Genomic DNA, 21,487 nt, shown 5'->3' with positions numbered 1-21,487 from the left:
AATAAAAATAACGATTTTAAGAATAAAAACGTTTTTACGCGCCACTTGTGTGAATTTACGCGCTTAATTATGCTTACAGCTACAAAAAAAATGTGATGAAACGCACATTAATAATAACTAATGATAATATTTGACCTTTTGTTCAGGAAGAGGTGAACCCTGCTCAATAGCTCCAAGGAAAAGGAATTACACATGAACTCAACCCAGGATTTGCCTGCATTTGTTTCATCGCAGGCGGAGGAAGACATCAGACCCGGTCGTTTCCACAAACGACTTTTACAGACCCACGATGGGTTATTTCGCTACATCGAATATTGTTTATATTTAATTGCCGCAGTTTTTCCATTGTATTTGCAGTTGTATTTATCCGGTCACCCCTTTGATTCGGGCTGCCGATTTTTATGTGCCATTACTGCATTTTCGGTGTTATTAGTTTATCCAAAATTAGGTATCGGTCGAAAATCACTGGTCGGTTTAGCGGGGTTGTCTCGTTTAAGTCGCGCGTGGGCGTTGGTCGTTGCCATTATTATTTCCGTTGCGGTATTCACTTCAACATTAGAAGCGCTAGATCCCGGTATTTTATTTGGCTGGTTGGTGTCTAGCTTGGCCGCGCAAATACTGGTGTCGGGTTTTTGCTTTCGATTGCGCTTATTTTTAGTCAATCGTTCATCGAAGCGAACGGCGTCTGTAATTATTGGTTCCGGCAGCGCGGTGGAATTACTTGCTTCGAAGATGGTAAACAACATTTGGTTGGATGAAAAAATTGTCGGTATCTGCGATTTGTCTGGCAAGTTCAATAATCCAGAATTGTCAGATTCGGTAAATTTAATCGCAAATTTAAAAGAGATCGAAAAGAAAATTGAAAATCGGGAAATTAACCGAGTTTATATTACCTTGAGCTTGGCTAAGACGCCGGAAATTGCTCAGTATTATCAAGCGCTTCAACACAAGCAAATCGATGTTATTTGGGTGCCTGATATTTATGAGTTGGATCTGTTAAATCACTGTGTGCGTGAGATTGGCGGTTTGCCGTTGATCACACTCAACGAAACACCGCACTACAGCGGATTTAAATCCTTTGTGAAAGGTATGTTTGATCGTGTTCTTGCCGGATTGCTGATCATTGCTTTGAGCCCGGTATTGCTGGTGATTGCCGCTGCGGTGAAATACACCTCTTCTGGTGCGATCATCTTTAAGCAACAACGTGACGGTTGGGACGGCAGTAAGTTTAATGTTTATAAGTTTCGCAGTATGTACGAGCACCAGGAAAACGGCTTTGTACAACAGGCTACGCGCGGTGACAGCAGAATTACGCCAATCGGCAATTTTTTGAGGAAAACCAGCCTCGATGAACTGCCACAACTGTTTAATGTTTTGTTTGGCAGCATGTCGTTGGTGGGTCCACGACCCCACGCAATTTCCCACAACCAGTATTACAGCGACAAGATCCGTCAGTACATGGCCCGTGGTCGTGTTAAGCCTGGAATGACTGGTTTGGCGCAGATTCGCGGTTTTCGTGGCGAGACGGCGAACATAGAAGAAATGGAAGCGCGTGTTAAGAGCGATCTTGAGTACATCAACTCCTGGACGCCTCTGCTGGATTTGAAAATCCTTGTGATGACGCCCTTTACTCTGTTGTCGAAGAATGCGTACTAATGAATTTAAGCCAATGAAAACTCAGCAATGCTAACTGGCTGATGGAAGCATATAGGTGCAGTAAGAAGGAATTTGAGTGTTGTTTCCCGTTTTTCGGGAAGATATGACGCAGTAACCGAGAAGTTAGTACTTTAGTTGATAGGTTAGTAGATAGTTAATTTGAAATCGTTAGAAGGCTTGATTTAAAAACGCGGCTAAATAGCCGCGTTTCTTTTGTCTGGAATCAGAGGTTATCAATTTACGCCGGGAAAAGATTGAGCGTGTAATTGACTGGCGTCTGTAAGACATTTTTCGGACCGAAGTTAATTAAGCGTATTCGAGCCAGAATTTTTCTCTCCAGAGCCGGGTTATTCAACTCGCTGGATACCAGAATCACATCTGACACTTCCCCATTCGGTTCGATGATCATCTTAATTTTCACGGTACCTTCTAGGCTTGGATCACGGCGCAATTCACGGAAATAAATCGCTTGGATTGGGCCGTTATTTTGGTCCATGGTAAGACGTACATCTTCACTACTTCTCAAGCCTTTCTTACGCTCGGTTCCAGGCCGTGGCGCGGCAACGGGATTTTTCCCTTCTGCGTCAGCCAGTGAGCTGGAAACCACCGTGTTTTCTTTGCCTGAAAGCGCGACACCGCCGGTATCAACACTGGTCGCCGCAACGTCGATTCCACCGCTGGTAGTTTTTGCTTTGTTGGCAATCACTGAGCGTGAAATCTGATCGGCCTGTGCTTCACCGCGAGTAAGTGAGCGATTACTTAGTGAGTTGGCATCGAAAGCATCACGCATCTGCGCAAGGTCGTCGGCAAACTGTACTAAACCGCTGTTTTTCGCTTTTTCACGCGGATCTATTTTCGGTGGTGGCGGTTTCTTTTCGACGATTTCCGGTTCTTCTGGCTCAGGTTCCGGTTCGGGTTCAGGCTCCGGTTCTGGCTTGGGTTCCGGTTTTGGTTCAGGCAATTCCTGCTTTTCTAAAATCACTCGGGCCAGTTCGGGAGGTAGCGCCTCCTTTTCTTCGCGCGTGAGTTCGGGCACAGGAATCAGCGGAACCGCGATGGCGAGGACCAAAAATATCAGCAAGCCAATAATGGAAAGCTTTTTGATCCGTTTATTTTCATCCTCAATCGTTTGCCAGGGCAAATTGAGGTTTAGCATTGCAGTGTTTAAAGCCATGCTAGCCCTCCCCTTGTCCATTCGCTGTGGTACCTAAATCGGTGCCATCTTGTGCGATTGGGTCATTGGCAGCGACTTGCGACACGGCCATGGAAATATCGCGGTACTCGTTCGCCGCACACGTGCTCATGATGCGCTTAAGCAGAGCGTAGGGAATGGCCGAATCGCCCATAATGGTAACGGCGCGGCCCTTATCTTCTTCGAGTTCGGTTAACGGTCCAGCACGTTCCGCCAGATAGATCAGCTCGTCGGCAAGCACTTGGATTTCAAGGTCGTCGCTGGCGAGAATGTCTTCGACTTTGGCGAGGCTGCGGCCGTTGACCAGAAGGTCTTCGTTACTGGCCATGATCACCAAGGTGGTGTCTGGCTTTTGCTCTGAGACGGATTCTGGCAGCTCGATGGCATCGTTATTTTGCAGCACTTCCACGTCATCAGAGTTGATGAGTAGGAAGAACACCAAGATGGTGAAGATGTCCATCAACGAAACCAGGTTCAGCTTAGATTGTCCGCCGGTTCGCTTGTGGTGTTTTGCCATGCGTTTGGCGCGCAGGGATTGCTTCATTGAGCACCTCCTGCTGCGGCTGTCTCAACCACATTGGTCGGCGCATCACCCAGAGAAATCTGTGGAAACAACTCGGCATCAACGACATCGGTGATCAGAACTGTTTTAAATGACCGCACGGTATCCATCGCGGTAATTAAGGTCTGATAACTGGTGTCTGGCTGAGACAACAGCAATACGTCTCGCTTCTCGGTACCTTGTTCTTTCAGTTGTCGCTTAATTTCTTGAAGCGTCAGGGACAGTAATGGGTAGTTGTAATCGACAGTGGCAGGTTGCCCAGGCTCTTCACTTGGAATTTCAACCTTTTCAATACGCTTAAGGCGTGTGCCTGCAGGGTAATTTACATCGATAAAATCCTCGAAAATAACAACTTCGAGAACTTTGGGTTTGTCTGTGTCGCTGGCGTCTCCTGCCCCGGCTTCCGGTAATGTCAGGTCTATTACCGTAATTCGGGAAAACACCATCGTCATCAGTAACACGGGAACCAGAATGATCATCAGGTTCATAAACGACGTAATGTCGAGTTCCGCTTCTTGATTCAGTTTTCGCCTGTGCTTAAACATTGCTACATCCGGCAGTTGGTCAGAATTTAGCGTACGGTAGCGCCAGCGTCATTGGTTCGAGTTTTTGCGCTGCCGCCACCGGCTAATACGTTCAAGCATTTAACGCCAGCCATCTCTAGGCTATCGATAATCTCTGTGGTTTTGGTTTGCAGAAGTGCGTGTGCTAACAACAGTGGGATTGCCGCAATAAGACCGAATGCCGTGGTGTTCATCGCAACCGAAATACTCTGTGAAAGTAGCGTTGCTTTTTCGGTAGGATCAGCGTTAGCAACAGCGGTAAATGCCGCGATAAGACCGATAATGGTACCCAAAAGACCCAAAAGCGTTGCGATGTTCGCCAATGTTGCTAAGTAGTTGGTGCGTTTTTCAAGACGCGGCATGGTTTCTAAAACGCCTTCTTCCATTGCCAATTCGATGTCGTCACGACGCGGGCTTTCGCTCATGCGAATCACGCCAGCAGCAACCATGCGGCTCACTGGTGCGCCACCGGTTTGTCCCATTTTGACAATCGATGAGTAATCTTTCTTTTTCAACAGCGGAAGGATTTGGTTGAAAGCGCGACGGTTGGATTGCTTCGCGTAGGTTAGGTAAATCCAACGCTCAACAGTCACGATTAATCCGATCACCAACACCAGAGCAATTGGGTACATGAAAGAGCCACCGTCCTGGAAGAAGCGAAGCACGTTGTTAATAAAGTCCATAACTTGTTACCTGACATTCACAAAAAAGTTATCACGCAAATCGCTGCGTGAGAGTTAGTAAAAATAGTAAAGGGAATTTACCGTCGAAACTGTTAAATACCGCTATTCAGATGTTGATTCTTGATCCTTCGCGAGCTTCTCAAGATAGAGAACTTCCCGGCGTAACTCCGCGCGTTCGACGTGTTCGAACACCGAGCCGAGCAGCTGGGAACTGATGGTTTGCTCGAAGATTTCGTTATCGGCAGCGGTTTTCCACGGCACGATGTACAAAACTTTGGGTTGTTCCTGGTTACCGGTGATGGTCTCTTCGATCGACAGAGAACCCTGAGCGTAAGCAATTTGTGAGCAAAACCCCGCGACCAAAGCAAGCGGCGCGATCGTAAGCAGTATTGGGCGGTTTATCTTCATCTGCTACATCTCGAATTCAGGTTTAGTTGCCGGCACTGCTTTGTGCCAAACTGTCGATGCGTCGACGCAAGTCACTGATCCAGCCGACGACGCGTTTTTCTGGGGCTTCGGCGAGCGCTTGGTACTGTTCATAGTGGGCCAGCGCCGGCTCCAGTCTTCCCATGTACAAATCGTACAAAATGGCGATGTTGAGATGGCTCTTGGCGTGATCAGGCCAAATCGACAGCGCGTTTAAATACTGAGTTTCTGCCTGCTCAAATTCGCCTTGCTTGCGTTTCAAAATTGCCAGTTGATTGTAGGCATCGAGATTTAACGAATTCGCGCTGATTGCCGCACTGTATGCGGTTTCGGCGAGTTCGAATCGATCCGTTGCTTCATACACCAATCCTAAATTTAGGTGTGGGCCGGATAATTCCGGGGCGCTTACGGTAATTTCCTGCCACGCCAATTCTGCCGCAGGCCAATCTTTGGCGATGTGCAATTGTTTGGCTTGCTCAAACAACAAGGCGATGTTTTCTGGTACCGATTTAGGATTTGCCAAATACGGATTTTGCGGCGGCAAAGGCTCTAATGCTGCGAGTTCGCCGTCGGCGTTTTCACCAGAAACAAGTTCTTGTGTACCTTCCTGATTAGTTTGATCAGTTTTGGCTTGTGTTTCAGATTGTTGTGCATTTTCGCTGGTTGTGCCGCTTGCTTTACCAATATTGATTGGAAACTGTGAACTACAGCCGCCAAGAGCGACTAACGGCAGAATAATGGCGACGAAAACCGGCTTAAAAAATTTCATCGCTGACCTCTAGGCTTTGTTCGGGTTTGTCGAAACGTCCGGGAAGAAGACCCCCTAACACTGAGAAGCTGGCTTGCACCCATTTGTCGTAAACGCCGTTCCACGCCCGTTCGGTGTTGGAGGTATGAACGGCGATCGCTTGATCTTCAAATGGATAAGCCTGCTCTTCGAGCAGAATTTCGTACTGTTCGAGTTCTAGGTCTGATAAACCGTTGGGGCGCTCGGACTCTAATAAGGCTTTACTGAGCAGGCGATAGATTTCACCGACCTGGAAATTGGCTTGTGTAGAAACTTCTAAGATGTCGTAACTTAGTGCTTTTTCGTACGCTTTTAAGGTTTTTTCCAATGCCGATCGCTTTTTATTAAGGCTGGAGCGCAGCGGCAGTTTCAGCTCGATGGCCGAGAAAATTTTAAATTGTTGGTCAGCCAGTTCGTTTGACGACCAGGCGGCCAAGAACATACTGCGCCCGGTTTTTTTCTCGCCCGCACGATCGTGTGTGGTCACCATTTTGCGCAACCAGAAATTACGCTTATCGACACTGCCCGTTTGGACATAAAGCTCACTCATTTTAAATTGAGCTTCCATGTTGGTAATAAACGGATCTGGGTAGGTGTGGGCGTAACGGCGATAATTATCAATGGCTTTTTCGAGGTTGCCATCGCGCTCGAACAATTCCGCGACCAGCAACAAAGACTCCCGTTGAACCTCAGGATCTTTGTCTTGCTCCATTACAATCAACAATTCTTCGGCCGCTTGTGCCCAGTTTTCCAGTGCCTGATAAACAACCACCAGTTTTGGGCCAATGGTTGGGGTTAGAGAATGGTTGGGATAGGTAATGCGAAATTCGATCAGCTCATCGCGCGCTTGTGACCAACGCTCAAGATCAATCAAATAGTTGGCTGCGTCGTAATGAGACGTGCGAGCAATGTCGGTATTGGGCGCTTGTGTGCGAACACGCAGCAATTGGTCAACGGCTTCGGACAGATTATCTTGCGCGATAAGCACTTGGGCTTGTTGATAAATACTCGCAGCGATTCGCACGATAATGCCATCGCGTTGTGGATCGTCGGTGCTGAGCAAGCCTAACACTTGTTGATAACTGAATTCGGACGCGACGAATTGCTCGGTATCAAACTGGCCTTGGGCGGCGATCAACCAAGCGGTTTTGAGAATCTCAGGCTCTGCTTGTGGTTGCCATTGCGTCACTCGCAGTGCTGCTTCGATGGCTTCTGGCAGTTTGCCAACGTCTAAATAGCCCTGGGCCGATTGCGTTAACACCGCGACGGCTCGATCGTCACTTGGAAAATTATCGGCAAAGCGAACACCGCTGGCGATGACTTGGTCTTTCCAAAGCAGCTGTTCGTTTTCGGCTTCGGCGCGATCCAACAGCTGTTGTGCGAGCAAAACGGTGGTGTAACCGGCTTCTGCTGCGAGTTCTGCCGAACGTTGGTCTTCGCCTAACTCATAAGCGACACGTTCGTATTCCAGATAAGCCGCTTCAAGCTGGCCTGAATCGTAAAGGGCTTCGGCCAATAGGTAATTGATCTCGCCGCGTTCTGGATCGTCCGGAAAGGTTTGCACGAATTCGCTGTACCAGCGTGCAGCCAAAATAAATTCTTCGATGACAGAAGTATCGTCGATCTCTCGATCTTCAACTAAGAATTTCTGATCGGGTTTTTCGGCGAGTGCTTTTTGCCAAGCTTGCGCGCGCGCGTGGCGGTATTTGGCTAACTCGATTAGAAATTGGTGCAGTGTGGGTTTTAGCGTTTCTAGTACTGATTCGGGTTTTACCGACCAGTATTCGCTGTTAATTCCGTACAGATTAACGTACTGCTCTTTGTTCGGAACCAACTTATCGGGGAAGCCGCCGAGTTCGTAAACGTTAATTTTTTCCGCACTGAAGCTTGGCGCGCGATCACTCAACGGGTAGCGATCAACAAAGGCTTGATAGGTTAGAGCACTGTCGTTGTAGCGCTCTTTGCCTAAGTAGTGATTTGCCAAGCTTTGGTAGAGTAAATACTCGTATTGTCGCTCGCCGAGGCGCTCGTAGGTTTCAGAAATGGTCGCCGGACCTTCAAGGTAAGAGAACGACAAACTCATTACGCGCAGCGTATCTTCGGCAAGGGTTTTTTCCGTGCCTTCTAAGATTTCGAATTCACTGCCATCGACCAAATAAACGTCCAGCAATTGAGTGAAGGACTCAATCGCATCTTCGTAGATTTCGCGCTTAAATTGGCTCCAGCCAAGCATGTACAGGGAGTTTTCGAAAAACGCCGTGTTCGGCCCTGCGTCGACCACCGCTTGGTATCGATCCGATGAAATTCGGTAATCTTGACTGCTGAAACTGCGTTCTGCGCGCCGGAAATAGGCTTCTGCCAAAAAGGGCGAATCCGGGTATTCCGCCGCCAATTGGCTCAGTGCTTCGTCGGCTTCTTTGCTGCGACCGTCCAATGCGTAGGCTTTCGACAGTTGATACAACAACTCGTCTATGCGCGTGGCCACGGTTGCCGGTTGATTGCGTTGTAACTCGATAAGCTCTTTGTACAGGGCAATGGAGTTATCAAAGAATCGGCCTGGTGCGGTTGAGTTCACCAGAGCTTCTTCGCTGCGTGCCATTTCGAGGCCGGCTAAGCGAATGAGAATTTTACGACGGGTATCTGGATCGTCTGCGACTGCCAAGGCTTCGCGGTAACTGCGCTCGATTTCATCCAAAGAAATGCTTGGCACCGGTAACGTTGGATTGGGAAGCTGGGCTGGCTCAAGGTTTTCTAACGTTGGGCCGGGTTCGACAACATCGACGCGCGAACACGCAGCTAAGCTTGCCAATGTTACGGCCAGGGTCAGTCGACGCAGAGTAAAAGGCAATGGCTTACGCATCATCACTGCCCTCCTCTTGCGGTGCAGAGTCTAGCGCGGAGGTATCGTCGTCGATGATCGAATTACCGTTGATATCTGAGTTGCCGCTGCCAGGAGAAACTTCGGGTAATGAATGTGTTTCTTGCTCGTTAGTATCGATCAGAAGGTCGCCGTCGATTGGGCGAGTATCGTAAAGTCTGGCGATGGAGAGCTTGGTTTCTGCCAGATAAAAACGCACGCGCAGCTTTTGCTGTTCCAGCTCGGCCAATAATTCGGTTCGCAGTTCGTTTTCGATGGTGGCCAACAGTTGCGTTAAATTGTCTTGTTTTTGAGCAATATCTGCCTCTGCTTGGTCGAGTCGCTGTTGCATTGGAATGATGTCGGGCGCGTTGTGGCTGGCGTCCATGACTCGATCGAATGAATCTTTAACCGTGCTTATTTCGCGCGCTAAAGAATCCCGCTGTTGCTCCAAGGTCCACAAATTGTCGTGGAAATTTTGCGATTGCTGCCAGTAGAGAATGCCCCAATACAATTTGGCTTGGGCTTGTTTGCGCGGGCTGACTAAATCACCGGCTTTTTCTGCCAGTGCTTTCGAGCGCTTGGCGCGTTTAATCAAATCCAGTGTGTCTGGGTCGGTGGCGAGCGCAAAATAGTCTTCTTCTGATCGAATACGGCTGATTTCGGTATCGACAGTGGCTTTTTGCTCGGCCAATGTTTGAATTAAGGTGTCGTAATCTCGGTTTTGGATTTCGAGATCTTGTTGCGCACGTTGCTCGGTTCGGGCCTGATTCAAATCTTGGTAATCAGTGAGCTTTTGTTCCCAAACGGTGAGTTCTTCAATCAATGCCTGCATATCGCGTAATTCTTGGACGCGAGCTTGGAATTGGTTGCGAGTTACGAGCCGTTGCAGATAGTTAATTATCGGCGCTTCAACCAATTCAGGTGTGTTGAGCCAATTGCTGTTGCGATCAACCTCGATATTCAAAAGCGGCAGCAGCGCGATATCGGACAGCGCCCGGGTGGCTGTATCAATTCGGTCGAGTTCTGATTCGTAGGTATTTTCTGCGTCGAGATAGGCGAGCAACGCTTCGCCCTGAGCGCCCATTTTTTCGTAGGCAAAAGGCAAGGCAAGGCTGGCTTCTTGCACTTCGGGTTCAAACAAGCTGCGTCGCAACAATTCCTGCCAGGGGCGAATGGCATCGCCGTAAACTTCTTGACCGTAAGCGGCCCAACCTGAGCCGAGTAGTGCCTGGTTGGATAAGCCATCGACCAAGCGTACCTGATTGAATTCGGCTTGTGCGGCTTCGTATTCATTGAGTGCGAGGTGACTGAAACCCGCAGCCGTGTGAGCTTTGTCGCGCAGTGCTAGCTGTAGGTCGGGTTCCAAACTGTATTCGGTTAAATCCGCCGCGTACACCGATTGATAATGAGAAATCGCTTGGCTGAAATTGCCGTTGCGACCATAGGCGCTGGCGAGATTGTGGTGAAGATAATACGGCCACGCGGTTGGGTCTTTTTTGCCCTTGGATTCGATCAGTAGATTCAAAGAATCTTCAGCCGCTTGCAGATTATCTTGATGAATATGGATATTGGTTTGTAACGCAAGGCGTTCGATATTCACCAAATGACTGGCATTTTCAGCGTCGAGATTGGCTAAGGATTGTGCGGCGGTAGACCACTGGCTGCGTTGGTAGGCGAGTTTTGACAGATTTAACCAAGCGGCGTTTTTTACCGACGTTGGTTTGCTTTCATCGGCGAGTAATTCATTGAATAAATCGCTGGCAGTGTTGTGCATGCCAAACGCTAAGCTGATACCGCCTTCGATAATTGCCGGATTGTCGCTGTGACCTTGGATGCCACCGCGCTCTTTTGCGACGTACAATTCACTGAGCGCGTTGAAGTAATCGTTTTGAAAATAGTGGTATAAGGTAACCCCGTAGCTCAAATCTGCTACGGACGAGAGTGCTTCTTTTTTTGCAGCTTCCGCGGCCAGCGAGCAAACACTGAGTGTTGCTGCGGCTAGGCTTAAGCGCAGGGTTTTTGCCGCTACAGTTGCCATTCTTTAATTTCAAACACCGGTTGCAACTTAACGGTTGAGTCTACAATTTTAAGCTCGTAAACCTTACCTTCTGTTTCTTTGTTAATGCTGACCTCAGCGGCACGTTTGTACTCGCGCCCCTGCGGACCGATGCCGGTGAAAAATGCGGTTAAGCGATGATCGCCGGTTTTTAAATTTCCTAAATACAAACGCTGAACACCGCCGCGAAACAGGGCGTCAACTTGGTGTTCGGTGTAGAGTTCACTGGCAACCAGTTTGTCGTCAATGTGTACTTTTACTGCATCGAGCTCGAAAAACTCGCCCACATCCATCGATAAATAAACCGCTACTTGGCTGTTGGCTGGATAGAGCAATTCTTCTTCGAGAATCAGAAGGTCGCGATTTAAACTCAGAACCTGCTTTTTTAGATCTTCGATTTGATCACTGACCGATTGCGAATTTTCGCTGTCTTGGGCAAATGTTGCTGAGGATGTGCCGAGCAGTAAGCTCGCACCTAAAAGAATCGCCGATGCGAATTGACGACTTCGGTTGATCACCGAAACTGAAGCTGCAGACATGGAACTGCGTTCTCCTGATTTAAATCTTTGCAATGGCTGACCGGTTTTGAAGTGGGCAACCCTGCTCCTTTTTGTATTCCGAGCCTGCGCGTTGTCAGGGAAAAAGAATCCGATAATTCTCTTTTACTTAAACAGTATACGCGAGGCAAAAACATATGAAGTGCCAAAAAGAGCACATTAACGGGTATTAATGACGAAATTCGTACCTAAAACTTTAGTATTGTGAATTCAGTCAACAAGATTTCCATATATATCGATCAATTGGCATTTGGATCGACTAATCCATCTGAATACAAGACTTTACCTGTATCTGTTATCAGCACCGCTTCGTATGACTGAATCGAGTTGATTAAGTTTAACCCTTTTTCAACACCCATGACGAAAATCGCAGTAGACAGAGGATCGGTATTAATTCCTTGCGGCCCGAAGACGCTGACACTGATTAAGCCATTGCTGGATTTACCGGTTCTTGGGTTAATGATGTGATGAACGCGCTTGCCGTCTTGCTCGTCAATAAAGAAACGCTCGTAATCACCGGATGTGGAGATAGCTTCGTTGATTAGAGGTAGTTTGAGAACTTGCTGTTCTTGCCAGTTTTTTTCTTCGCCCGTTAAGCGTGGGTTTTTAACGCCGACAAACCAGGGTCGACCGCGATTGTCGCCGATTAGAGCGGTATCGCCACCGGCATTCACGCTGCCGTGTTTAATGCCGTGATGTCTTAGAATTTCTGCGCCGCGATCAACGGCGTAACCTTTGGCAAGCCCGCCTAAATCAATTTTTACCAAAGGATGGGTAAACGCTAGGGTTCGATTTTTGCGGTCCCACAGTAAACGGTCGCTGCCAATGGCCGGTAAGGTTTTGCTGATGTCTTCGTCGCCCGGTGCGATCTTGTTGCGATAGTCGTACAAGTGGCCGACGGAAGCGTAGGTGATATCAAATGCGCCGCCACTGGCTTGGCTGACCCACAGCGCTTTGTCGACCAGTGCTGCGAATTCTTGTGACAGCAATTGTGGGGTCGAAGCCGCCGCTGCATTGATTTTCGATAATGCGCTGGTGTCGATATAGGGGCTGTAAATAACATCGATGCGGTGCATTTCTTGACGGACCAACTCAAGCAGCTCTTGTGCTTTCTGTTGTTGAGCCTTCAGTGCTTCGCTTTGTTGAGTGGGGTCTGAGAAATTGGGATCGTCGAGCCAAAAACGCGCGCCGGTTTCGGTGCCCATGATGGGCCAGGTTTTATGAAACCATTCGGCTTGGGAAAATTGACTGCTAAATAAAACAACCAGCAATAAAGTCCACATTGCCGGTTGTTTAGATTTAGATCGAAAAATGGGGGTCTTGGTTAAAGACTCCATTCGACCGTAAAGCCTCTTTCAGATGGTTCGCCGATTGCTCCGGCCATGGTGGGAAGGATGGTTTGTAAATCGGGATGGGCCGATTCGCGAACACCTACTTCGCCTTTAAATTCTACGCCGACGTCGTCGTTCGGGCGTACGATTCGATTGAAGTTGGCGTCTAGATCGGCAATCACTGGGCCGCCGAGATCTTCGAGATCGATATTAATGCCCTTCTGGCCGTCTTCAGATAACAAAGCGCCGAAACTGCCAACTTTGATCCATTTTTCGCCATCGTGGAAAGCGCCGTCGCGCCAGGCTAAATTGCCGTTTAATTTTTCCACCTGGTTACCGGCAAATTCGCCTTCAATAACCACCAGTGAGAAATCACCCGCTAGTTGTGTTGGTGCGAACAACGACGCAAGTTCTGCGGGTAAATTGAGTTCGAAGTCAGAAAGGCTGATGACGTTGCCGCTGCCGCAGGCGTAACCGCTGGCATTTTGCTTTTGAAACGAAAAGTCGACATCGGCACACGGCGAGAAGGTGACTAAGCTTAACGGACTGATTTCCCAGTGGAATTCACCCAGACTGTAGAGTTCGCTGTCGATGGATATTTGCGTTGAGCCAGAGCGACCGTCCCAGAGGCTGCCGCTGATTTCCGCCATGCGAAGACCCGGCACCGCTTGTGTGAAACCGTAAGCTGCCCATTGTGCCGGGGTTCTCATCACCAGCAATACGAGCAGTAAAATCAGCAGAATCGCCCACAGGCGTTTTTTGGTGAGAATATTGTATTGACTCATGTTGCAATCATTCAGTAATAACGATGAATTTAGCGCGCCAGGCGCACACTTACCGAAACTCGGCCACTGGTTCGGGTTGGGGTCACGGTAAGCTCTTTTGCGGTCAGGCCTTCTTCGCTTTCCATTTGATGCAACCAACCCACGACCTTAGTGTATTCCGCTTCTTCTAAACGCAGTCTCACCTCGCCTTCGCGCACCGGCTGAAAGCTGCTCATTTGCAAACCGCGACCACGAAGGCTGCGATCGATCAGTTCGCTCAAAGGTGCGCCGGAAACTTGAGTGGTATCCCCTGAGCGATACTGCTGAAGTTCCAGTGCCATGTCGCGTACACGAGTTAGTCTTTCTGCGCTCGATTGTGTAGACAGTACTTGGTTGTCCAGCGCTTTTGCAGACGGTTCTAGGATCAACCACCAAATAGCGGCCAATGACACAGCACAACCGCAAATCAACAGCGCGATTTGGTCGCGGCGAGTTAACGTCATCCAATATTGTTCGATGGCGCTCATGGGTTACTCCTAATTCTTAAACGCGCCTGAACTCCGTTGGGAACAGACGAGGTTCCCAGAAGCTCGGCCGCCAATTTTTGATCTTCGAGTTGGGCGCGTAAGCGATCAATTTGTTGGAAGCTCGGCGACTCGATGTTCAGGCGCATGTCGCCTTCAATAAAGTTCATGTTTCTAACCGAGATTTCGTCCGCTTGAGTGATCATCGGCGTGATCTGCGCGAGCATACCAACTACGCTCGGGCCAGAACCGGAAGAATTGGATTTGAATTTCGACAACTGATTGCGCAACTGCAACTCGGGATCAGCCAATGCACCACGTGGCATTACTGTGCGGTAGGTGCGTTCGGTTTCTGCGATCAGCGCTTGTTGCTCTTGCTTTAACTGATGGGTTTGCATCCAGTTGCCGCCTAAGTACAGCGCCGCTGCAATTCCCGCCGCAATAGCAGCAGGTCGCCATTGCGCCCACCAGCGATTGACCGGCAGCGAACGACCCAGCGATTGCTGGCGCAGGTTAAACGGTGGCAGGGTTTCGAGGCTGAGGCTTAACCACTGATCCCACTGCTGGCTGGTCGCCATTTCTTGCAAGCTTTCTGGAAGGTGATTTTGCAGCACTTGCAAGTCTTCGAAGGTTTGCCCGAATAATTTAATTTCTTTCGGGCGATGCTTTTCTTCGAGTGTGGCGCTGAGTGATTCCAGGGCGTCTTTGAGCAGATCTAATTCGATTAAGAAGCCCAGGTCTTTTCCGTAGTGAATTTCGGCCAGGTTGTCGTCACCCAACCAGCGGATCGACCATTGATTCGCTTCCCAAGGTAGAAGCAAAAACAGCGGCAAACAGGTAGTGATTTCTACGCCCGCTTTTTCGATGGAATCGATCAGTATGGTGAGCCAATCGATGGGGGTGTAAGCGACGGTCACCTGATCTTCTACGATGTGGCCGTAGGCAAAATGAAAATCTTCAACGTTGCCTAACAACTGGTCTTCCAGTTCGTAAGGCATCAAATTGGTGAGATGGCGCTTTTCTTTTGCGGAGAACTCTTGGTTTACCATGACCACCTCCGGTGTGGTCAGAGTGAGCCAAATTTCTGCACCCGCTTCGACTTGGGCGTCGGCAAGTTGCTCGACGGTGCCGCGAGTTTCAGGCCCCATCCAGTCGCCGTCTTGGGCCAAACGCCAGGTCAGCGTTGGTTCCAACGGGTTTTGGTCGGGTAAGAAGCTGTCGTAAATTACGATTAATCTGTTCATATACTTCCGTGCGCGGATAATTTCCGACGTTTCATACAGGCCTTTGTTCTTAATTTCACTTCTTTATCCAGAGTTTGGTGTTATCTGCCATGCCATTGAGACTTAAGATAAACATAACTGCGTTGCCAAGCTCTGGTTAACACAATAATTTTGCAACTTAATTTACAAGCCAAAATCACTGCGTTGAATCACTTCGGTGTCTTCGCCGTTCCTAAACAGTAAACTGGTTTGGGCTCGCCTTTGTCGACCGACCTCTACTTTTGCGGACAAAATAAAATATTCAGAGGACACAGTCAGCCCTTCATCGGAGATGTCGCCTTGAGGTCTGAGTGTGGTGGGCACAGAACCGTCGAGAAAATCTGAAAACACGGTGTAGCCACTTCCCCGATCTAATTGTATTTGTTCTGCGTCCGCTTTCGACAGTGGTCTAAAATCATTTTCTATATTAATAGTCCGCAGTAACGTTGTGCTTGCGGTATTTAAATTCATTCCGGTACCGCCACCGGGCAGCGCGGTAATGTGTGGCTCCAATAAATCGTAGAGCTCTGGAGTAATCGATTTTACTAGCCGCAACTCGGTAATGCTTTTGATCGGCCCGTTAGTTGGTCGCACCGGCGGTTCCTCGCGCTGATAATCGAGGGATTCCGCGCCTTCAAATCCAAACGGTGTGTCGTCTTCATCCAGCCAATCAATGATGGGTGCCAACACACTTTGTGCATCCGTCAGCGACATAGGCTCTTCTTCATCGAGAATTTGCAGCAGTCGAATGAAGCGGCGCTGGTCGGCGGTATACGCTTGCGGACTGGTTCTGTCAGAATCTTCTGTGGCAACTTGTCGTGCCAGACGGTTGATATCAAATTTTGCTTGCGCGTCGGAAATTTGGCCGAGCAGCGATCCTTCATCTAGCGGGAATTGTTGCTCTTGATTCCACGCTTCATCGAGTGAGTCTATTTCTTCTTGGTCTTCCTGGTCTTCCTTGTAATCTTCATCAAGCACAAAGCGGGCAAGTTCTTCTGCGCCCAAAAGATACTCCAAGGCTTGGTTTCCGTGAAATCGGCTCTCGGCTTTGAGTAATGTACGTTCGTGGGATACAGCAATACCGATCGACAGCGCAGTCACTAGGCCGACAATAATCAGTGTAGTAATGAGTGCAACGCCCGATTGTTGGCGACGATGTGTGGAGATCTTAGCCGCCATTGCCGTTGCCTCCGTTATTACCATTACCGTTGTTTCCATCACCATTGCCGTCATCGTCGTCACTCGAACGGCGGGTAATATTGGCTTCGGTGCTCAGTAAAAATAATCGTTTCATGCGACCGAATTCTTCGGTTTCGAGCGTTACTTCAACGGCGACGGGCATGCCTGAGGTGCCGCGATCCGGCCAGCTGTCCACCCAAGGGCCGTCTCTGTCGTCGGCGTCAGAGGGTAAGTAGAGGATTTCAAAATCTGTTACATCGCGCAAAAGTTCCAGCGTGCGTGCGTCATCGATAACTGCTTCTTCTGCCTCGGGCCAAGTGTCGCGGTAGAGAATGTTATCGCTCCAGCGATAGCCGACTCGCAATAACGCGCTGCGTTTTAACATGGCCGGATTGGGTCGGCCCGCGCGGTTAAATTTCAATAGGTATTCGTTGTCGATGTCGGTCCCAAAACCGTTGGGGCTTTCGACGTTAAATAAGACGCTGTCGCGAGCAACCACGTGTTTAAAGTCAGATTCTAAAATGTGCATTGCCCGTGCGAAGGTATCTATTTCATCCATCGCCGCTTGAGTTTTTTCAGAACCGTCAATGGCCGAGGTCAGCGATTGATAAGCGAGCGTCAGAATCGTTGCCGTAATAGCGAGCGCAACCAACACTTCTATCAATGAGAAGCCTTGCGCTTGAGGTGTTTGACCTACCGAGAGATGACGAGCTGGTTTATTCATAGATAAACCCTGATAAATGGGCGCTCGGGTTGTCTCTGGCGTCTTGTGGGGTTCTCGCTACGGAAATATTGATGCGGCGCATTTCGTCGATTGCGGTCTCTTCCGACTCTGCAATCCAGTGCCACTCTATTCCGCTGAATTCTTCGGTGCCGGTTTGGCGTCCGTTTAGAATTCGCTCGGTCAGTTGGTAGTTAATGCGTTGGGTGTTGAGCTGATTTCTGGCGACGTATTCGGCCAGGGTTCGCTCTCTGAGATGATGCGTGTTATCGGTTTGGATTAACACCAAATTGAGCAGAGCTGGCAAAGCAACAGCGACAATGGTTAACGCAATAATGACTTCAATAATGGTAAAGCCAGACTGCTTTGTGCCTATTTTGGCGCCCTGAAAAGTGCGTGTTGGATTGCGGTGTTTAGAGATAGAGTGAGCCATGGCATTATCTCCCAAATTCCGCTTCGCGATCTTCTCTTTCTTTGCGTTCACGCCAAATAACTTGGCCTAAACCGTTAATGTCCATGTGCTGAGTACGAGACTCAAAATCAATGCCGTCGGCGCGGGCGGGATCAATTTCTAAAATAATGGTGGCTTCTAAGGCTTCGCCACCGCCGTAAAAAATCAGCGCAGGGGTTGGTTCTTCAAATTCTAACCATTCCCACAAATCCAGTGGTTCTTCGTCCAGTTCAATAACAAACTGAATCACATCGGGTGGTGAAAGCGGTTCGATATCAGTGATTTCTTGCCACTCGTCGTCGCGCCAACGATACCAAGCCAATTCCCATAAATCTTTGAGCTGGCTGGTGTTGGTCCGCTCTTTCAGTTGCGGGACTAACCCGACGTGCTCGCCGGTAAATAAGGCTTCATCGGCACCAAAAGAGAGCTGTGCGAAGAAATCTTCGCTGTAATCCTGCAATTCTCCAGCGGGATCATAGTCGACGATATTAACGGCGGCGATACCAGCAAATACGGCAATAACAAACATCACCGCGAGGATTTCAATTAAGGTGAATCCTCGCTGGTGTTGTCGATGTTGATTTGTTGATATCGCATTCACGTTTATTCAGGCTTGTTCCAAACGTTTAAGTCGGCGTTTTGACCTTCACCACCTGGAACGCCATCGGCGCCGTAAGAGATTAGGTCGTAGTCGTGACTTTCTCCTGGGCTGATGTATACGTATTCACGCTGCCAAGGATCGGTTGGTAAATCGTCCAAGTAGCCGCTTTGCGGGAATTTGCGCGGTACTGGCTCTAGAGCGGTTTTTTCAACTAGCGCTGACAAACCTTGTTCGGTAGATGGGTAAACAAAGTTATCTAGGCGGTACAGCTTTAGTGATGTCTCGATACTGCGAAAATCTGCGTAGACAGTTTTAACATTAGCATCATCGACGTTTTTCAAAACATTTGGCGCAACGATACCTACGAGTAGCCCCATAATGACCAACACCACCATAATTTCGATGAGCGAGAAGCCCGAGTGTTTTGATCGTCTGTCCATAAGGTTATTCCATCTTGCTTAAGTCGTTAAAAATTGAAGTAAATCGGTAATTTCTAAGAGCTACACCAGCTGATTGAGTTCAAAGATTGGCAGCAAAATTGCCATCATAATAAATGCGATTGAGCCACCCATAATGACAACGATGGCAGGCTCAAAAATACCCAGTACCGTCGTCAAGGTCATTTCCAGCTCGCGCTCTTGGTTGGACGCACAGTGTTTTAACTGTTTATCCAAGGTGCCGTTGGCTTCACCACTGGCGGTCATTTGTACCAGCAAAGGTGGAAACCAACCGGCTTGTTTCAACGCTTTGTTGAGAGCGCCACCTTCTTGCACTGAGCGAGTAACGTCGCTACAGGCGTGGCGTAATTCGGTATTGCCCAACACTTGGGTGGCAATGCGAAGCCCTTGCAGTAAAGGAACCCCACTTTCTGATAACAGACTCAGTGTTCCGGCAAATCGAGAACTTTCGGCCAGTAAGATCACGTCTTTAATCAGGGGCACACGCAGTAAAAACCGGTGCCACGCGCGCAATCGATCTTCGTTTTTCAGCAGGTATTTAAAGCCCACTACCAAAGCTACTAAGCCGATCAAAATAAAATGGCCGTAGCTGCTTAGTACGTTACTCGTGCCAATTAACAGGTTGGTGATAAAAGGTAATTCTCGTTCGCTGCGCTGGAACATGCCGACCAGATCGGGTACGACAAAGACCATCAAAATTGCCACAACCGAAATACTGACCGCGAGCAATACCATTGGGTAAATCATGGCCATTTTTAGCTTGCTAGCTGTGTATTGGCTGCGCTCGATGTATTCCGCTAATTGCTCAAGTACCTGGCCCAAATAACCGGAGGATTCCCCCGCTTTCACCATGGAGCGGTACATATTGTCGAAGCTTTTTGGGTGTTCGCTGAACGCTTGCGCCAGTGAATGGCCTTCGAGAACTCGGCCACGAATGCTCAGCAAAATGGACTGCGTGGATTCTTTGGTGGCCTGTTTGGCGGCGGTGTTTAAAGATTCATCTAGCGGCAGTCCCGACATTAATAACGATGCCAGTTGACGAGTTACGAGTGCTCGTTCTTTTGTGCTTAATTTGGGCGCAAAAAGACCACCGAAAGCTGAAGTTGATGAGGATTTATTTTTGCCGTTGGTGGCTTTTACTTTTTTATCGCCAGCAGCTGTTACTGATAATGGCTTGAGTTGTTGGCTGCGCAGTTGCGAGCGAACCTGGCGTTCGCTGTCGCCTTCAATAATGCCTTTTACCGTTTTACCGGTATTGTTTAATGCTGTGTAAGTAAATGCGGCCATGATTAAATTGCTGTCGTTACGCGCATGACTTCTTCAATGCTGGTGTCGCCGGCAAGAACGCGTTTGCGACCGTGTTCGGTAATGGAATCTGCTTGGCTTCTGGCCTGGGCTTCCATGACCTGCTCGCCTGCGTCTTCGTGAATGAGCTGGCGCATTTTTTGGTCAATTTCAATCCACTCGTAAATCGCACTTCGTCCGCGATAACCCTGGTTGTGGCAGTGCTCACAACCGTTGGCTCGATAGACAACGTCAGATTCTTTCAGATTCAAATGGGCTTGTTCGGCAGGTGTTGGTTGATCCGGGGTCTTACAGTGGTTACACAGTAAGCGCACCAAACGTTGTGACATCACCGCAGTAATACTGGATGAGAGCAAAAATGGCTCAATGCCCATATCTTGCAAACGAGTTACCGCACCAATGGCGGTATTGGTGTGCAGCGTCGACATTACCAAGTGACCAGTCAAACTCGCCTCGATTGCGATTGAAGCAGTCTCACGGTCACGAATCTCACCGATCATTACCACATCCGGGTCTTGTCGAAGAATTGCGCGCAGGCCGCGGGCAAAGGTCATATCGATTTTGCTGTTAACCTGAGTCTGACCGATGCCGGGCAGAACGTATTCCACCGGATCTTCAATCGTTAAAATGTTACGACTGCGATCATTGATGTGGGAAAGACCGGCGTAAAGCGTTGTGGTTTTACCGGAACCGGTTGGACCGGTAACCAGAATGATGCCGTGAGGTTTGTGTAAGGCTTGGGAAAAGCCGTTATGAACCTGAGCGGGCATGTTGATTTGCTTGAGCGACAGCTGACCGGCCGTGGTGTCGAGCAGACGCAGTACCACACGTTCGCCGTGCGCGGACGGTATGGTTGATAAACGAATATCGAGACCGTGACCGGCAAGCTTCACAGTAATACGACCATCTTGCGGCAGACGTTTCTCGGCGATATCGAGCTTGGCCATTACTTTCAAACGCGACACCAAAAGTGGCGCAAGAACCGCTTTCGGTGACAGCATTTCATTGAGGACACCGTCGACACGGAAGCGAACCGCAACTCGGTCTTCGTAGGGCTCAATGTGAATATCCGAGGCTTTTTCGCGAACCGCTTGGGACAATACCGCGTTAATCAAACGAATAACGGGGGCATCATCGTTGCCTGAAAGCAGTTCTTGGTCGTCGCTCAGCTCGTCGGCAAGGGAGCCGAGATCAATGTCGCTGCCGAGATCGTCAACAACTTCATCGGCCGCCTGTTGGGCGGAGCCGCTGGAGCCGTGGTACATCTCTTTTAACTGTTTTTGAAACTCATCGTCATTGATCGGTACGGTGATAAAGCCGCTTCCTAAATGACGCTGCAATTCCAGTATGAGCGGCAGACTCAAGCGGCCTCGATGAAAGATCTGACCGTCTTTTAAAATGACACCGTGATTACTGGCGTAATGGAACGGTAAGGCGCGCGTGGACTCTTCGTCGTCCACGGCTTCCTGGTCAAGGGCCTCTTGGTTGTCTATGAGGTCCTGCTCATCATTGTCGAGGGCTTGTTCTGCCATAGCTGCGTCCTGGAGCT

General features: G+C 49.0%; 21 protein-coding genes. 1 reads left to right on the top strand and 20 read right to left on the bottom strand.

Annotation, left to right across the window (positions count from 1 at the left end):
• The first annotated feature begins 192 nt into the window (after window positions 1-192).
• On the top strand, window positions 193-1,656 hold the full coding sequence (locus LU361_RS06660) for an undecaprenyl-phosphate glucose phosphotransferase (RefSeq protein ID WP_233088039.1): 1,464 nt from the start codon (window positions 193-195) through the stop codon (window positions 1,654-1,656).
• Window positions 1,657-1,894: 238 nt separating this feature from the next.
• On the opposite strand, the gene LU361_RS06655 is transcribed toward LU361_RS06660, so the two are convergent.
• The 20 genes from LU361_RS06655 to gspE form a co-directional block, all read right to left on the bottom strand.
• Window positions 1,895-2,830, bottom strand: coding sequence for an AgmX/PglI C-terminal domain-containing protein (locus tag LU361_RS06655; RefSeq protein ID WP_233088038.1), 936 nt, complete (start codon window positions 2,828-2,830; stop codon window positions 1,895-1,897).
• A gap of 1 nt (window position 2,831) precedes the next feature.
• Window positions 2,832-3,392 carry an ExbD/TolR family protein gene (locus tag LU361_RS06650; RefSeq protein ID WP_233088037.1) on the bottom strand — a complete coding sequence of 187 codons (561 nt, stop codon included), beginning with the start codon at window positions 3,390-3,392 and terminating at the stop codon, window positions 2,832-2,834.
• Entirely contained in the window at window positions 3,389-3,955 is a 567-nt protein-coding gene (locus tag LU361_RS06645; protein WP_233088036.1) for an ExbD/TolR family protein, read from the bottom strand. Before LU361_RS06645 ends, LU361_RS06650 begins: the two co-directional genes overlap by 4 nt.
• 26 nt (window positions 3,956-3,981) lie before the next feature.
• Window positions 3,982-4,656: a MotA/TolQ/ExbB proton channel family protein gene (locus LU361_RS06640; protein ID WP_233088035.1), complete on the bottom strand. Its 675-nt coding sequence runs from the start codon at window positions 4,654-4,656 to the stop codon at window positions 3,982-3,984.
• 102 nt (window positions 4,657-4,758) lie between these two features.
• A complete protein-coding gene (locus LU361_RS06635) occupies window positions 4,759-5,064 on the bottom strand; it encodes a hypothetical protein (protein WP_233088034.1) in 306 nt (101 codons plus the stop codon).
• Window positions 5,065-5,086: 22 nt separating this feature from the next.
• Window positions 5,087-5,851 carry a tetratricopeptide repeat protein gene (locus tag LU361_RS06630; RefSeq protein ID WP_233088033.1) on the bottom strand — a complete coding sequence of 255 codons (765 nt, stop codon included), beginning with the start codon at window positions 5,849-5,851 and terminating at the stop codon, window positions 5,087-5,089.
• Complete coding sequence (locus tag LU361_RS06625) at window positions 5,838-8,732, bottom strand: tetratricopeptide repeat protein (RefSeq protein ID WP_233088032.1); 2,895 nt, start codon at window positions 8,730-8,732, stop codon at window positions 5,838-5,840. The genes LU361_RS06630 and LU361_RS06625 overlap by 14 nt, the downstream gene beginning before the upstream one ends.
• Window positions 8,722-10,767 (bottom strand): coiled-coil domain-containing protein, encoded by a 2,046-nt coding sequence (locus tag LU361_RS06620; protein ID WP_233088031.1) that lies wholly within the window; start codon window positions 10,765-10,767, stop codon window positions 8,722-8,724. The genes LU361_RS06625 and LU361_RS06620 overlap by 11 nt, the downstream gene beginning before the upstream one ends.
• Window positions 10,755-11,324, bottom strand: a complete 570-nt coding sequence (locus tag LU361_RS06615; protein ID WP_233088030.1) for an AraC family transcriptional regulator — start codon at window positions 11,322-11,324, stop codon at window positions 10,755-10,757. The genes LU361_RS06620 and LU361_RS06615 overlap by 13 nt, the downstream gene beginning before the upstream one ends.
• A 257-nt stretch (window positions 11,325-11,581) precedes the next feature.
• The gene (locus LU361_RS06610; protein ID WP_233088029.1) at window positions 11,582-12,679 is read right to left on the bottom strand and encodes an FAD:protein FMN transferase; all 1,098 of its coding nucleotides are present in this window, start codon (window positions 12,677-12,679) and stop codon (window positions 11,582-11,584) included.
• The gene (locus LU361_RS06605) at window positions 12,667-13,458 is read right to left on the bottom strand and encodes a type II secretion system protein N (protein WP_233088028.1); all 792 of its coding nucleotides are present in this window, start codon (window positions 13,456-13,458) and stop codon (window positions 12,667-12,669) included. The genes LU361_RS06610 and LU361_RS06605 overlap by 13 nt, the downstream gene beginning before the upstream one ends.
• A gap of 29 nt (window positions 13,459-13,487) precedes the next feature.
• The gene (locus LU361_RS06600; protein WP_233088027.1) at window positions 13,488-13,964 is read right to left on the bottom strand and encodes a type II secretion system protein M; all 477 of its coding nucleotides are present in this window, start codon (window positions 13,962-13,964) and stop codon (window positions 13,488-13,490) included.
• The gene (gene gspL / locus LU361_RS06595; RefSeq protein WP_233088026.1) at window positions 13,961-15,205 is read right to left on the bottom strand and encodes a type II secretion system protein GspL; all 1,245 of its coding nucleotides are present in this window, start codon (window positions 15,203-15,205) and stop codon (window positions 13,961-13,963) included. The genes LU361_RS06600 and gspL overlap by 4 nt, the downstream gene beginning before the upstream one ends.
• Before the next feature lie 162 nt (window positions 15,206-15,367).
• A complete protein-coding gene (gene gspK / locus LU361_RS06590) occupies window positions 15,368-16,441 on the bottom strand; it encodes a type II secretion system minor pseudopilin GspK (RefSeq protein ID WP_233088025.1) in 1,074 nt (357 codons plus the stop codon).
• Window positions 16,392-17,126, bottom strand: a complete 735-nt coding sequence (gene gspJ / locus LU361_RS06585; protein WP_233088024.1) for a type II secretion system minor pseudopilin GspJ — start codon at window positions 17,124-17,126, stop codon at window positions 16,392-16,394. Before gspJ ends, gspK begins: the two co-directional genes overlap by 50 nt.
• Window positions 17,119-17,556, bottom strand: coding sequence for a type II secretion system minor pseudopilin GspI (gene gspI / locus LU361_RS06580; RefSeq protein ID WP_233088023.1), 438 nt, complete (start codon window positions 17,554-17,556; stop codon window positions 17,119-17,121). Before gspI ends, gspJ begins: the two co-directional genes overlap by 8 nt.
• 4 nt (window positions 17,557-17,560) lie before the next feature.
• Window positions 17,561-18,175: a pilus assembly FimT family protein gene (locus LU361_RS06575; protein WP_233088022.1), complete on the bottom strand. Its 615-nt coding sequence runs from the start codon at window positions 18,173-18,175 to the stop codon at window positions 17,561-17,563.
• Between the two features lie 2 nt (window positions 18,176-18,177).
• On the bottom strand, window positions 18,178-18,615 hold the full coding sequence (gene gspG / locus LU361_RS06570) for a type II secretion system major pseudopilin GspG (protein WP_233088021.1): 438 nt from the start codon (window positions 18,613-18,615) through the stop codon (window positions 18,178-18,180).
• A gap of 60 nt (window positions 18,616-18,675) precedes the next feature.
• Window positions 18,676-19,920, bottom strand: a complete 1,245-nt coding sequence (gene gspF / locus LU361_RS06565) for a type II secretion system inner membrane protein GspF (protein WP_233088020.1) — start codon at window positions 19,918-19,920, stop codon at window positions 18,676-18,678.
• Between the two features lie 2 nt (window positions 19,921-19,922).
• Entirely contained in the window at window positions 19,923-21,470 is a 1,548-nt protein-coding gene (gspE, locus tag LU361_RS06560) for a type II secretion system ATPase GspE (RefSeq protein ID WP_233088019.1), read from the bottom strand.
• Between the last annotated feature and the right edge of the window lie 17 nt (window positions 21,471-21,487).

It is taken from the genome of Sessilibacter corallicola, assembly GCF_021290925.1.
In the GTDB taxonomy this organism is placed as follows: Bacteria; Pseudomonadota; Gammaproteobacteria; order Pseudomonadales; family Cellvibrionaceae; genus Sessilibacter; species Sessilibacter corallicola.
Note: the sequence above shows the minus strand (reverse complement) of the source record. Positions and strands in the feature narration are given on the sequence as shown.